Consider the following 12,676-nt stretch of genomic DNA (forward strand, 5'->3'; position numbering starts at 1 on the left):
TGCTTCTCCAAGTTCAGGATTGTATTGGGCCGCTTCTGCTCAAAGAACGACTGGCATACTTTGCAACTTTCACCAAAGCCGCCCGACGAAAACAAGCGCTGGAAAATATCATCGGCATGATTGACCGTGCCGTGAAGGTGGCCGTTGCGCTGGGCGAAATAGGCGAGGTGCCGCCCAAACCGACCGCCCCACTCGTTCGAAGTTTCTTGCCGGGAGAGATCGTTAAACCTGTCCGATCTCGCCAGTGCACTGTGCCACCCGAATAATCTCCGGGGCTTCCTCGGTCCCTTCGCCGACCGCGGATGCACGGCTCGGGTCAGGCAGAGCGCACGTTTCTGCCCACTTCGGGTTCGCCGTTGATCAGAGACTTCTCGCGAATCTGCATCCTCGCGCCGTCGTACTCGCATTCGATAATTTTGCCCGAGACGCCCTTTGTGTTTTTCAAGACGCGAATCATGAGCGTGTCCGGTTGCGGGCGCCACACTCCCAAGACCAAGCCTGCCGAATTCTCAAGCGAACCGCTGTCCTTCCCATCGTGCAGTTTGACTTCGATCGAATTGTCGCTTTTGTCCGGGCGGGAGAGCTGCGAAGCCATGAAAATGATCGTGCCGGTCCTCTTGGCGATGACCTTCATTTGCTCGGCGGCGTAGCTGACGGCTTCGTAGCGGCTCCTGGCCAATGGCCGCAAGAGGCCGATGTAATCCACGCACACGACCGCTGGTTTTTGGCCGAGCTTGAGTGCGGAGCGATGAATCAGGCGTTCGACCTCCTCGGGCGCCAGCCCGCTCTCAGGGCAAGTGAACACGTGTTGGAGTTTGCCATACGACTTCCATCTCGGCACATCGGTTGAGCGATATTCCTTTTCAACGTCGCTGGCGTAGCAACCGACTTGCATTTGAACGAAACGCTCGAACAGAAGCTCACCTGGCAACTCAAGTTCGAACAGCAGCGTAGGCAGCGGCGCGGCTGCCATCGCGATATGTTGGAGCATGGCTGTCTTGCCGACCCCGGTTGAAGCCATGATTAGGACGAGCTCACCCGGAACCAGCCTACGGACGCAAGCGCCAAGGCTCGGCAGGAACTTGCCCAGGTCGAACGCGCGCTTGTCCACGTCGCGAATGAAATCCCGATATTGTTGTTCCATGTCCGCAATGCTGTAAACCGGCAGCGGCTTGAGCCGGTGCGGCGTGCGGTCGATCAGGTCTTGAATAGCCTTTTTCGCCAATTCTGGCGTGGCGAAGGTCTCGAAATATTCCGTCACGTCCTTGCAGGGTGCGGGCATGGGCACAACCTTTACCGAAATGGCCTTGTCGCTGACAGACTCGACAACCTTTTCCGCGTGATCCTGTCCCGGTTTGTCGTTGTCCGGGAAAACGACCACGTCCTTGCCGGCCAGAACGTCCGAGTAGGCAGCCAGCCATTTGCCCGCGCCTCCGACGTTGGTCGTGGCCGTGAAGCCTAACTTGCGCAGCGTCTCAACGTCCTTCTCGCCTTCGGAAACGATCACCGATTGCGCCAGCAACACTTCAGGCAGCCGATACAGAACGCGCGTGACTCCATCAAGGTCCCACTTCCAACCGCCTTTACCATCCGGTTGGCGTTGACGAAACGTCTTCGGCTCATACCGCACGCACTGATAGAGCACCTTGCCGCTTTCCTCCGTGTAATCGTAGGTCGCAACGATTCTTGGAGGCGTGTGGCGCGAATCATTGGCGGATGAACGGCGAGGCGAGGTGTCCCGGCCCGCCAACTCACTCATAACGTCGGCCACGGGTTTGCCCGTCTCATGGTGAATCCAGTCGATCACCGTTCCGCCAACGCCACAGTCGTTGCAATACCAGAGCTGGCGCTCCACTTCCACCGAGACGCACCCATGACCCGGCTTGTGCTGTTGAAGTGGGCAGCGGTTGGTTGTCCGTTGGTTGCCAGAGCCGCGCAGCTTGATTCCACGATCGCTCAGGTAATCGGCCAGCGGGTGAGCGCGGAGAATGTCTTCACGGCTCGGTCTTGTCAGTGTGTCAGGCATAACTTCTCAGGGTGTTCGGTGGCGAATTGCAGCCAGTCCTTGTTGAGCGCATCGGCCAGACGCTTTGAACAAGCCGGGTGCAACCAAATCTGGGTGCCGGCCTCGTCTGCACCCTGCCAATACGCCCACACGTCGCCCACCAGCGGCTCGCCGCACAGGAAACAGCGGTCTCCCGGACGCAAGAACGCTTCGCCGGTGTCGGTCGCAAAGTCGTTGGCGGTGCAGAGAGCCATCGGATTCAGATACAGTTCTGCGGCGGTTCGGGTTTGCCGCGCTCGGTTTCCCAGCGGACTTTCCAGCCAGACATTGCGCTGTGCCAGTTGCGCATTGGCGCTTTGCCCACCTTCCAGCCTTTCGAGTCGTAGAAGTGCCAAAGCTTTTTGGCTTCGGTCTCTGGTAGTCCAATCTTGGCGGCGTGGAGTAGGACTTCCTCGATGGTTGGAGGAGAGAACCGCGAAGCGCCTTTCTTCTTTCTTTCTTCTGTACTTTCTTCTGATGTCGGCAACGAGGCTTGTTTCGCCAATTGCCGAACGTTCGGCAATGGTTGCGCAACGTTCGGCAATGGTTGCGCAACGGCCTTCAAGGTGTACGTGCTGGGCGCTCGAAGGTCTGGCGTCTCGACTTCGATTAGGCCGATTTCCGCGAGTGTCTTCAAACGGGCCTGGACTGTTCGGACGCTCCAACCACTGAGACGCTGAATCCACGCGTGGGTTGTATGAAACCGGTCGCTTCCGGCGTCCGAAGCTATCTCCGTAAGCGTGACGTACACGCCGATTGCCGAAGCCACGTCGTTCGTGCGGTCAAACGCTTCGCGAATCGCGCGCAGTGCGACCTTGCTCTGCCACGCCCAAGGGCCGTCTCGTGTGTCCCGCATGTCACTCACGGCGGCCTCTCTTGTTGCCAAACGTTGACCAGACGCGGCGTTGTGCTACCGTGGCGGTGTCTTGGAGTTTCCCCGTGGCCTGGCAGGGCGCGGGCTGTACTTCTTGGTCAGCGGTCATTAGACGCCTCCCTTCTGCAGTCTGACAAGAGCGTCGAGTACGCTCTTGCGATGGTAGAAAATCCGTCTGCTCCCTGGCAGACGAATGTAAGGCAAGATTCCCTTATCCCTCCAATTCCTGAGTGAGCGCGCGCTGGCGGGCAGCAGGGTTTCTCGGAGGGTTGACTCGTCGATGATTTCTGGGCCGCTGTCCGACCCGGCAGTTACGTGCGTTTGCATCGCCCTACGCTACACGTGGGGCATCACGCACTTTTGCAACTCTTGGGGTGACGAGTAGAACGAATTCAGGGAGCTAAAAAACGAATTCGCGGGGTGGAAAAACGAATTCAGCGGGTCAAAAAAGGAAAAGCAGTCGAGAAGAGACCGAAACCCGAATCAAACCCTATTTTTCGTCAGCGAAAGGTTTCTTACGTTTTCCTTGGCGGTTCTTGCGGTTTTGCTCCGATACGTGGTCTTTCCGCCAACTCAGGTAACAGGAGCCCAGGCCATACCACTGTTCATCATCCAAGCCGTCCGCTTTCAGTTTTGCGAGCCATTGCGCGGCAAAATCCAAATCGTCGTGCCCTGGGGGGCATTGACTGCGGAAATAATCGCGTAGGTTCTTTTCGCAGTCTGCGGGTGTTTTCGCTTTTACTACCCGGCGCAAGAATTCATTGAGCGTTGCGGGATGCCCGTGCTCTGGATTGGGAATGACCTTTCTCCAGGGGAAATACTCATCGGCCACAATCTCAGCCAGCTCCGTATCCCAATCTGCCAACATGACGGTTTTTTCTTTCGCGGTCGCCTTCGCGAATTTTTCGTGGAACTGAACGGCCTTTCGATAGAGTTGCGCGGCCTTTTGGATGGCTTGATCAAAGTAGTAATTCTCGTTCCGATGAAGGACTGCGGCAAGCTTGGCTAGTTCCAACGGCGGGGGAAGCTCGCATTCGCAGCGTTCAAGTTTCGGAGCCGTGCCTACCTTGTTCCTTCTCTTCCTTTTGTCGGCGCTCATGGGATCAGACAATGATGGGCCGCGCTTCGGGCGGCATGGCAGCGGTGCCGAATGCGGAGTGATCCAACACGCTGACTTTGCTCACGCTCTTGAAGCTCAGCACGGGAACAACGCTTTTGAACGTCACGGGGCGTCCGTCACAAGCGAACCTTTCCGCGTCCAGCAAATCGCAGTAGATGACCCGGCGCCAGCCAACGTCGATGAAGTAGAACGGGGCATCCATAGGGCTTGGCCTCACTTCGTTGCCGCCGGATCGAGCGCAATCACGTCCGCTTTCGCGGGCACGACGGTGAACCACTCTTCCGCCTCGGCCTTCGTCGCGAGTCCCTTGTAATGCGCGTGGATCATCGCGGGTGAATTGCCGGCTTGCGCAGCGGTCAAGTTCTCGTTCGCAGTCAGGGCAAAGAGATGCGTGCAAAACCCATGGCGCAGGCCGTTCTTCCGAGAGGGAATCTTCAATGACTCTCGCAATTCCCGGAAGGCTCGGTCATAGCTGTTCGGTCTGGTCCATTTCTTAACCAGCTTGCCCTCCATTCCTCGAAACGGTTCGAGCCATTGATGCAAGGCCGGAACCACTTCAACCAGACGATGCTGCCGAGTTTTCGATTTCGCGCTACTGATCTCGATATGCCCAATGCGCCGAAACAAGTCGGCAAACTCCAAGCGCAAGGCTTCTTCCAAGCGAAGTCCGGCCAAGCCCTGCAACGCGATTATCACGCGCATTTCCGGTTCGGCGTTTTCCAGCAACGCGCGGAATTCATCCGGCAGGTAATAGTCGATTGTGCCGCCGATCAGTTCTTCTGGCTGAAGGTCGGTCGCCTCGAAAAGCCTGTGGCTCGGACTCAGGTAATCCTTGGCGACGCACCAGCGGAGAAACTGCTTCACAATCGCCCGTCGGTCATTGCGGCTCTTGGATGAGAGTTCCTTCAGCGTGGCGATGTAGGTGTCCAAGTGTTCCTTGGTCAGATCGCAGACAGAGTGTCCGGGAAAGACTTCGGCGAAAGCTTTGAGCCAATTGCGCGTGTTCTCGACATACTTGGCGTTTAACGCGGCCCGTTCGCCGTTTTTCTGCGCCTTGGCCTTCGGCTCCCGGCTGGCGGCAAACTCCGATACGGCTTCCGCAAGCGCCTTCCGTCTCACAACGGCAAATGTGGTTAGGTATCCCTCGACGGCTTCGCGCAACGAGCGGCCATTTAGACGGGTGACGGCTTCGGAAAACTCGCTGACTGCCGCCAGCAAGGAAAACCGTTTGCCCGTCGCCTGTCGGGCGAATTCGAGACGTTCCAGTGCGGCCAAGGCATCGCGAGACTGGGCTCCGGTCAAGGCAGTGGATTGCGAGCCACTGGCAAGTTCACGGACAACGCGCTCGGCTTCCGTCTTAACGTCGCCGTAAGTCGCAAAGCTACGGATACGGCGCTGGCCTGCCACGTAGTAAGCCAGGCGATAGCGCGGGTATTTCTGGCTCTTGCCGTAGATCGTGGCTTCGGCTTTTCGATGCCGGATGACTTGCGGGAATTTCACTTTCCGCAATCCAGATTCAGCCGGTTTTTGTGCCAAATCTGTGTCTGGTATTTCATTTCCTTCATTTTCCGCCTGAAAAGTGGCGGAGAGGGTAGGAATCGAACCCACCTCGGCCCGTGAAACGAACCGACAACGGTTTTGAAGACCGCGAGGACCACCAGGCACCCATCACTCTCCGCAAAGGAATCTCAGACGAACGCTGCACGTCGAACATCGAATTTTGAACCGTGAACTTCAAACAAACGCAACCTATCGAAACTGGGAGTTCGACGTTCAACGTTCGATGTTCAGCGTTTGGCCCGCACCGCCTGGACAATCGCATCCGGTTCGGGGAATTGTCCCGTTTGCAGCTTGGAAAAAATCTTTTGCCCATTGACGCTGACTTCGAATGCGCCCCCACCCGAAGGCACCAGCTTCAAGGAACGAATGTGCTGCTTGAGCTTGAGCAACTTCTCCGTCAGACCGACGGCGTGCGGCTCGTAGTTTCAAGCCGTGCAATATTCAATGCTGATTTCAACACTCATATTCAATCCAATGAACGGGCGAACAGTATTGGAGAGGGAACGAGCCGTCAAGAAACCGCCAACCGCGCCAACCGCGCACAACCGGTAATCCTTTGACACCGCCCGGCCGCTGTTCTAGAAGATCAAGTCATTACCCTTGTCCGCGCGGCTGCGGAACAGGCCTTATGAGAAATCTCTGTCTATCGACGCTGTTGGTTCTCTCGATGGCACCGGCCCAGTCAGAAGAGTTTGTGATCCGCACGACGGAGCGAAACGGCCTTGCGTACGTCACCGCGAAGTCTCTGAGCGAGCAGGCCGGAATCGCGGTCAAAAGCCTGCCCGGTCAAAACCAGATCGCCGTATGCGCCGGCGATCGCTGCGCCCCGCTCAAGGAGTTTGTTCGGGACGGCCCGGAAACGTTGATTCCGGTGGCGGCCTTGGCGGAAGTGTTGGGGGCCGTTGCGACCTTCGATAAGAATCGGGAGCGAGTGAGCCTCGCGTTCCGGCCCGCGACCAGCCCGACCGGCGCGGGCATCGCGCGGGTCGGCCAACTCGCGCCGAATTTTCGCCTCGCCAAACTCGACGGCGGTTCCGTGGCCTTGTCGGATTTTCGCGGCAAACGCGTCCTGATCAATAGCTGGGCGAGCTGGTGAGGCTGCCGGAATGATCTGCCAGTCTGGCAGAAATTCTACGAACGGAATCGCGGGAAAGATTTCGAGCTGCTCTCCATCGCGGTGGACGTCCAGGGAGCGGGAGTGGTCAGACCCTTCACGCAGAAATTTGGAGTCACCTTTCCAGTCGCGGTCGATCCGGCGGATGTCTTCGGCGCTGCGTTCGGCCTCAAAGCGATTCCAGTGACCTTCTTTGTCGATGAGGTTGGCATTATCCGTCTCCAGGGCGGCGGTCCGAATGCGGCCCTTTTGCGCGAAGTCGAGACTTTGCTCGCCGAACCGGCTACAGCCCTCCGAGCTAAGCAACCCCAGCTTGGGGCGGCGCGATCGCAAGCCGATCTCGAACAGCTCGTGGCCACTGCGCCGGAGGATTGGCGCGCCCGTCTTGCCCTGGCTCGGGTTCACGATGAAGCGCAACGTTATCCTGACGCGGTCGCTCAGCTCGAGGCCGCGGCGAAAATCGAGCCGCGCCGCGCGGAAATCCCATTTGTCTGGGGACTCGTGCTTCTCCATCAGGGTCAGAAAGAAAAAGCCCTGGCCAAACTAAAGCACGCGCGCGACCTCGATGCGGACAACTGGCGGATCCGAAAGCAAATCTGGGCCATCGAGCATCCCGACAAATTCTACACCGCGGATTCGCCCGATTACGATTGGCAGAAAACCCAGCTTGCGCGGGAGAAGAAGGGCGAGGATTGATGCAACGGCCCAAGTTTGCTCGAAGCGACCTGAGCCTCGCCGGATTGGAAAACATGAAACGTCGACCTTTTATCGTATCGGCTCTGGCCACCACGATTGCCGGGCGCTGGATCGTCAACTCAAACCTCACTAACGCAGCCGAATCACCGGTCAGACGCGTCAGAATCGGCTTTCTCGGCGCGAGCCACTCGCACGCCTCTGAGAAGGTGAAATTCACGAGGGCCTCGCCGGAATACGAACTCGTCGGGATTTGCGAGGACGACGAGTCAGTTCGCAAACAGTATCAAAGCCTCGGCGTGCCTCTGGTTTCGCAGGAGAAACTCTTTTCCGACGCCGAAGTCATCGCCGTGGAATCCGCGGTGCGGGATCACGCGCGGCACGGTCGGCTGGCGTTGGAGGCGGGGAAGCACGTCCACCTCGAGAAACCGCCGGCGGATACTTACGCGGAATTTCAGAAACTGGTGACGCTGGCGCGCGAGAAGAAGCGCTTGCTGCAGATGGGTTACATGTGGCGTTTCCATCCGGGAATCAACGCCGCGCTCGAAGCCGCGCGACAAGGCTGGCTCGGCCAAGTCTATCTCGTGCGCGGAACGATCAACACCACCGTCGATGCCGTGCGGCGGCCGGAATGGGCCGAATTCCACGGCGGGACGCTCTTTGAATTGGGGTCGCACCTGATCGATCCCGTGGTCCGTTTGCAGGGGCGGCCGGCAAAGGTCACTTCGTTTCTCAAGAACCACGGAGGCGCAAACGACACGCTCGCGGACAACACGGTCGCCGTGTTCGAGTATCCGAAAGCGTTGGCGATTGTTTCGAGCGCGACCTTGCAGCCGGGCGCGGGCGCGCATCGCTTCTTCGAAATCCAGGGAAGCAACGGGACCGCCCTCGTAAAACCGATTGAACCTCCGAAACTTCAAATCGACCTGGCCAAGGCGGCCGGGCCGTACGCGAAAGGAATTCAAAGCGTGCCGATGCCGGATTACAGGAGGTACGCGCCGGAGTTGACGGAATTGGCCCGCTGCGTCCGGTCAGGACAGCCGCTCTCGGTGACCCCGGAGGAAGATTTGCTGGTGCAAGAGACGCTTCTGCGCGCCTGCGAGATGCTGCGCTGAGATTCGCACAATCCTCCGGGAATGGCGTAGTCTCGAAATTCGCGAGCGAGGTGTCCAACACACCCAGGTCTCTCATGCGCTCAGTTGTCTTAGGGTCTGTGCAAAAATAACTTCCGGTTTTGGCGGGAGCGCCGCCTGGCCGGATGCAAGGCGCGAGGAGGGAGCATCCCCGTTTTGGGGCTGTGACCGACGAGCAACGCCGCAGCCGGCCAGGCGCCGCCCCGCCCCGGAGGGCTGGGGCGATTGCGCCTTCCCATGCAAATGTGACTTGCAGAATGAAATCGCCTTCCTTCATCAGGAACAAATCCTTGTCGCCAACTTCTAAACCGGTGCGAGGCGTTTGGTGGAAGATGCCGCGCCCGAAACAGTAGATGCCGATTTCCTGGTAGAGCTTCTCCGGTTCAACTTTCACCGGACGGCGTTCAAGTCAAAGCAAATCGCCAAGACTTACTTTAGGCCACGTTTTCATTGGACGCCTCCTCGCGGTTTGACTTCGGCCAGCGCCCGATGTTTAGTTTCGCCAGCCGTGGAAGCGTTATGAGCATTACGATTGAATTGGATTTGCCGGAGACCGTGGCCGCCGAAGCCAGGGCCAAGGGTTTGCTCGACCCGCAGAACCTCACGCGGTTGATCGAACGCGAAGTGAAAGCAGAATCGGCCCGGCGGGACTTCTTCGACATAGTTCGGGAACTCCGCGCGCTCCCGGGCGAACCGATGACGATGGAGGAAATCCAGGCGGAAGTGGATGCCGTCCGCGCCGAACGTGCCGCGCATCCAGCTTGTCCTTGAGCCCACGATATGAGTATCACGATTCAGGTCGATTTGCCCGACGATTTGCTGAAGGAGGCGAAAGCAAAAGGGCTGCTGGAGTCTGCGCGGCTTAGCGAGATGTTGACGGAGGAACTTCGCCGCGAGCGCGCGCGCAAAGATTTGGGTCAGATTCAAGGAATTGCATTCCCTTCCCGGTGAACCGATGTCTTACGAGGAGATTCAGGCTGAAATTGATGCGGTAAGAGCAGAGCGGCGCCGCCGTGAGAGCGGTCATTGACAACAATCTGCTTGTCTCGGGTCTGCTTTGGGGCGCCAAGCCTGGCCTTATCTTTGCCGCGGTAGCGGAAGGCCATCTACAACTTTTCCTTGCAGAGCAATCGGAAAGAACCGGAGTCCAGAGGGCTTGCCCTTTGGCGCGGGTCTGAAGCCCAGCGCCGGGGTTTGGGGATTGCGGGGGTCCCAAACAAATGAAAAAGCCATTGAACCTCGGAAGCTCAGCCGCTTCGCGGCTTTTTGAAGGGCCAGGATCTCAGCGTGAAACATCGCGTTGGGTCAGCACTTTGAACTGCTGCTGGGCCAGCGCCTGCGCCGCCACTTCCCGATCTTCCAGATTGAACGCCACCGCGGATCTGCCTTCGGGCCGGGCGATAAAGGAATAGACGTAGTTGATATTGATCTCCGCCACGAGCAGCACGGACAAGGCCTCCCGCAATTTCCTCTCGGAATCGATCTCCACCACGAGCAGATCCGACTCCGTGTAAGGATACCTCCCCTCGCTCAGAAGCTGCCGGGCGCGATCCGGATCATCGACCACCATCCGCAAGATGCTGCTGTCGGTCGTGTCCAGCGTGGTCATCGCGAGGACATGCACGTTGTGGGATTCGAACAGGCCAATCAGATCGTGCAGCCGTCCGAGTTTGTTTTCGGTGAAGACGGAGAACTGCTTGACCGCATCGCCCGGCCTCGCTCGCATGGTCTTGGCCTGCATGGTCGTATCATCCGGGGTTTCGGACTCAAGGCAAGCTTCGTCTGCGCGGAGTTTGGCGGGAACGATGGGGAGCGCACGCGCCCCGCGTGCTGTAGTCGGCGCCCTCGCCGAGTACATTCCGTCGAACTGAGCCGTCCCCTTCAGTGCCATGGTTTCAACGACTGGCGCCTCGCCGGTCGGATTGTCGAAGAAACCATCTCATCGAACGACCGCTTTTTCGGACGGAATAGAGTGGTCGGCGGGGGCGCCGACCCCGGCACGCGAGGGCGCGTGCGCTCCCCATCTCAACCGCAAGAGAGTCTATTGGCCGAAAGCGGGTGAATTCCCCTCGACAATCTGGGTTGTGGCCTACCGTGAGCGGCCTCGCAGAAAATCCGCCCTCACCTCGGCTCCGAGGTGCGCTCCTTCAGCCAGTTCGCGTCGAGATTCGGTCGGACGGCGGTATTGACCGTGGTGACGCCGCGGATTGGGCCGGTCGATTTCATCACGCCGCGCCAGCGATGCAACTCGGCGTGGCCATCCGCGAAGCCAATGCTGGTTGAGCCGCCGTGCAGAGCCGCGGCGGTGTTGCTGTTGGACCAACTGTTCGTCGTGCCGGGGCTGAGATCGATCGCAATCGTGCCGTCGTCGATGGTGTTGGGATCTTCGTGGATGAACACGAACAGCGCGGACGGATGGACCATCTGCGCCTCCCGCTCGTAAAGCCGCGGCGTCATCGTGCCGCGGTAGTAGCCGTTCATCCAATTGTTCATGGCATAACTCCGCGCCAGAGGACCCTTCGCGCCCGGATAAATGAACTTGTCCGCCGGACATCGGAAAAGCAGTGGCGTCTGGGCGTATTTGCCCAGCAATCCGTGCATGAACAAATTCACGTTGGTTTCGCCGCCCGAAACGTAGCCCGTCGCCCCGGGACGCTCGCCTGCGACGCACCAGGAGAAGTTCGTCTGGTTCACCGCGACGGCGCCCGGATTCAAGACGATGCGGCCGTCGTTGTCGTTGTTGTAAAGCACCCAGGTCAATTGCAGTTGTTTGGTGTTGTTGATGCAATTGATCGACAGCGCCTTGGCCTTCGCTGTGGCCAGCGCGGGCAGCAACATCCCGGCAAGAATGGCAATGATGGCGATGACCACCAGCAACTCGATCAAGGTGAACCCGCGGAGCATTGGTTGGGGAGCGCGCGCCGCTGGCGTGCGGTCGTCGCTGGCGTATGTGTTCATTTGTGGTAAGAGGAATTGACATTAGCCCCACCGGCAAGAAGAAATGGGCCGGGTTTCCCCGGCCCGTTGATTGGCCATGCCGAAGGCTGGTTGCCGAAGCGTTGCCTGGTTGTCGTTAGTAACCAAGGTTTCACGGTCATTGGCTCCGGCCTCTCAAACCGCCCGTTTCGCCTACTCTACTTACTGCTTGGTCCGCGGGATGGACGACAAAGCTCGTAGCGCAGAGTTGCACTCTGCCGTATCGCAGAATTGTATTCTGCGGGGCGTCTCCCAGTCCGAGCACGCTGGGACTTGCCGGCGCCCTGCCGATTGGAAATCGGCGATACAGCAGATTGAAAATCTGCGCTACGGTTCTCCGGTCGATCTGTCGTCAATCCCACGGTCTGCACAGTAAGCTCCGCAGGAGCGTCGCCCCACCGTCGTTAACTGAGGGGTTGCGTTTTCCATTAAAGTTTTCCTTCCAGCGCCCGATTATCAGGATGAGTGGCGGCAGGCTCTCTGCCGCCCGGGCTGATGGAAAACGCCCGAATTAAAGTTTTTCCGCGGCATGGATGCCGCGCGCAGTGTGACAAAAGGATTTGTCGTATGAGTCCATAGCGTTGTTGTTCCTGGAGTGGCTGGGTCGAAAGACCGGCCCTCAATCCCACCGCAGTTGAACGTCCCCTTATGCCTGGATCAAGGCAGTGGTGTGCTCTTGCGTTGTGTTCGCGTGAAGCTGACGTGAATCGGATCGTCTTCCGAGCCGGCAGCGCAGCGCGCGCATGCGCCCATCTTGATCTGTAGAGCAGCAAGGAGGCCGGGATTTGAGGTCCGCGCCAGGCGAAAACCAGGCGCCGCCACAGACATAACTTCGGAGCGAACCCCGAAGCCTCTATGAGCCATTTTTCGCAAAATCACTTGGCCGTGAACGGAAGGGATGTGCCTGGCACACAAACCCGCACCGCACGGGACTCTTTTGCGCAACGAATTTGGCCGGGGCGGCACGGAAGAGACACGTCAGTCATCGACGCCTCTTTCAGAGCCGCGATCTGGCCTTGGGCCGCGATCAACCTGGTGATCGCACAGGAGAATGGAAAACGCCTGAACAAAGTTTTCCCACCGGCATGGAAGCCGCGAGAACCTAAGACAAAAGGATTTGTCGTATGAGTCCATAGCATGACTGTCCGGCAAGTGGTTGAGG

13 protein-coding genes are annotated in these 12,676 nt (G+C 58.7%); 4 read left to right on the forward strand and 9 right to left on the reverse strand.

The genetic code is table 11. The features are described 5' to 3' along the window. Window positions 1–316 precede the first annotated feature (316 nt). The 7 genes from FJ398_19575 to FJ398_19605 form a co-directional block, all read right to left on the reverse strand. Window positions 317–2,026 (reverse strand): hypothetical protein, encoded by a 1,710-nt coding sequence (locus FJ398_19575; protein MBM3840121.1) that lies wholly within the window; start codon window positions 2,024–2,026, stop codon window positions 317–319. Beyond that, the gene (locus FJ398_19580) at window positions 2,011–2,259 is read right to left on the reverse strand and encodes a hypothetical protein (protein ID MBM3840122.1); all 249 of its coding nucleotides are present in this window, start codon (window positions 2,257–2,259) and stop codon (window positions 2,011–2,013) included. The genes FJ398_19575 and FJ398_19580 overlap by 16 nt, the downstream gene beginning before the upstream one ends. Before the next feature lie 5 nt (window positions 2,260–2,264). Then, complete coding sequence (locus FJ398_19585; GenBank protein ID MBM3840123.1) at window positions 2,265–2,909, reverse strand: hypothetical protein; 645 nt, start codon at window positions 2,907–2,909, stop codon at window positions 2,265–2,267. 499 nt (window positions 2,910–3,408) lie between these two features. Beyond that, complete coding sequence (locus FJ398_19590; protein ID MBM3840124.1) at window positions 3,409–3,786, reverse strand: hypothetical protein; 378 nt, start codon at window positions 3,784–3,786, stop codon at window positions 3,409–3,411. Between the two features lie 235 nt (window positions 3,787–4,021). Further along, window positions 4,022–4,240: a hypothetical protein gene (locus tag FJ398_19595; protein ID MBM3840125.1), complete on the reverse strand. Its 219-nt coding sequence runs from the start codon at window positions 4,238–4,240 to the stop codon at window positions 4,022–4,024. 11 nt (window positions 4,241–4,251) lie between these two features. After that, window positions 4,252–5,538: a hypothetical protein gene (locus tag FJ398_19600; protein ID MBM3840126.1), complete on the reverse strand. Its 1,287-nt coding sequence runs from the start codon at window positions 5,536–5,538 to the stop codon at window positions 4,252–4,254. 287 nt (window positions 5,539–5,825) lie between these two features. After that, window positions 5,826–6,062, reverse strand: coding sequence for a SelT/SelW/SelH family protein (locus tag FJ398_19605; GenBank protein MBM3840127.1), 237 nt, complete (start codon window positions 6,060–6,062; stop codon window positions 5,826–5,828). A 164-nt stretch (window positions 6,063–6,226) separates the two neighbouring features. On the opposite strand from FJ398_19605, the gene FJ398_19610 reads away from it, so the two are divergent. From FJ398_19610 to FJ398_19625, 4 genes are all read left to right on the forward strand, one after another. Next, the gene (locus FJ398_19610) at window positions 6,227–6,694 is read left to right on the forward strand and encodes a redoxin domain-containing protein (GenBank protein ID MBM3840128.1); all 468 of its coding nucleotides are present in this window, start codon (window positions 6,227–6,229) and stop codon (window positions 6,692–6,694) included. 15 nt (window positions 6,695–6,709) lie between these two features. After that, complete coding sequence (locus FJ398_19615) at window positions 6,710–7,408, forward strand: redoxin domain-containing protein (GenBank protein ID MBM3840129.1); 699 nt, start codon at window positions 6,710–6,712, stop codon at window positions 7,406–7,408. Beyond that, the gene (locus FJ398_19620; GenBank protein MBM3840130.1) at window positions 7,408–8,520 is read left to right on the forward strand and encodes a Gfo/Idh/MocA family oxidoreductase; all 1,113 of its coding nucleotides are present in this window, start codon (window positions 7,408–7,410) and stop codon (window positions 8,518–8,520) included. The genes FJ398_19615 and FJ398_19620 overlap by 1 nt, the downstream gene beginning before the upstream one ends. Before the next feature lie 537 nt (window positions 8,521–9,057). Then, the gene (locus FJ398_19625; protein ID MBM3840131.1) at window positions 9,058–9,309 is read left to right on the forward strand and encodes a cytochrome P450; all 252 of its coding nucleotides are present in this window, start codon (window positions 9,058–9,060) and stop codon (window positions 9,307–9,309) included. 511 nt (window positions 9,310–9,820) lie between these two features. Here FJ398_19625 and FJ398_19630 read toward each other — a convergent pair. Next, window positions 9,821–10,264, reverse strand: a complete 444-nt coding sequence (locus FJ398_19630; GenBank protein MBM3840132.1) for an acetolactate synthase — start codon at window positions 10,262–10,264, stop codon at window positions 9,821–9,823. A gap of 395 nt (window positions 10,265–10,659) precedes the next feature. Next, on the reverse strand, window positions 10,660–11,442 hold the full coding sequence (locus FJ398_19635; protein MBM3840133.1) for a type II secretion system protein: 783 nt from the start codon (window positions 11,440–11,442) through the stop codon (window positions 10,660–10,662). Between the last annotated feature and the right edge of the window lie 1,234 nt (window positions 11,443–12,676).

The sequence above is a fragment of the Verrucomicrobiota bacterium genome (assembly GCA_016871535.1).
GTDB lineage: Bacteria > Verrucomicrobiota > Verrucomicrobiia > Limisphaerales > SIBE01 > VHCZ01.

Excerpts from the sequence above, each read along its gene's own strand:
- FJ398_19575 (MBM3840121.1), bottom strand. The coding sequence starts at position 2,026 with ATGCCTGACACACTGACAAGACCGAGCCGTGAAGACATTCTCCGCGCT.
- FJ398_19580 (MBM3840122.1), bottom strand. The coding sequence starts at position 2,259 with ATGGCTCTCTGCACCGCCAACGACTTTGCGACCGACACCGGCGAAGCG.
- FJ398_19590 (MBM3840124.1), bottom strand. The coding sequence starts at position 3,786 with ATGTTGGCAGATTGGGATACGGAGCTGGCTGAGATTGTGGCCGATGAG.
- FJ398_19595 (MBM3840125.1), bottom strand. The coding sequence starts at position 4,240 with ATGGATGCCCCGTTCTACTTCATCGACGTTGGCTGGCGCCGGGTCATC.
- FJ398_19610 (MBM3840128.1), top strand. The coding sequence starts at position 6,227 with ATGAGAAATCTCTGTCTATCGACGCTGTTGGTTCTCTCGATGGCACCG.
- FJ398_19620 (MBM3840130.1), top strand. The coding sequence starts at position 7,408 with ATGCAACGGCCCAAGTTTGCTCGAAGCGACCTGAGCCTCGCCGGATTG.
- FJ398_19625 (MBM3840131.1), top strand. The coding sequence starts at position 9,058 with ATGAGCATTACGATTGAATTGGATTTGCCGGAGACCGTGGCCGCCGAA.
- FJ398_19630 (MBM3840132.1), bottom strand. The coding sequence starts at position 10,264 with ATGCGAGCGAGGCCGGGCGATGCGGTCAAGCAGTTCTCCGTCTTCACC.
- FJ398_19635 (MBM3840133.1), bottom strand. The coding sequence starts at position 11,442 with ATGCTCCGCGGGTTCACCTTGATCGAGTTGCTGGTGGTCATCGCCATC.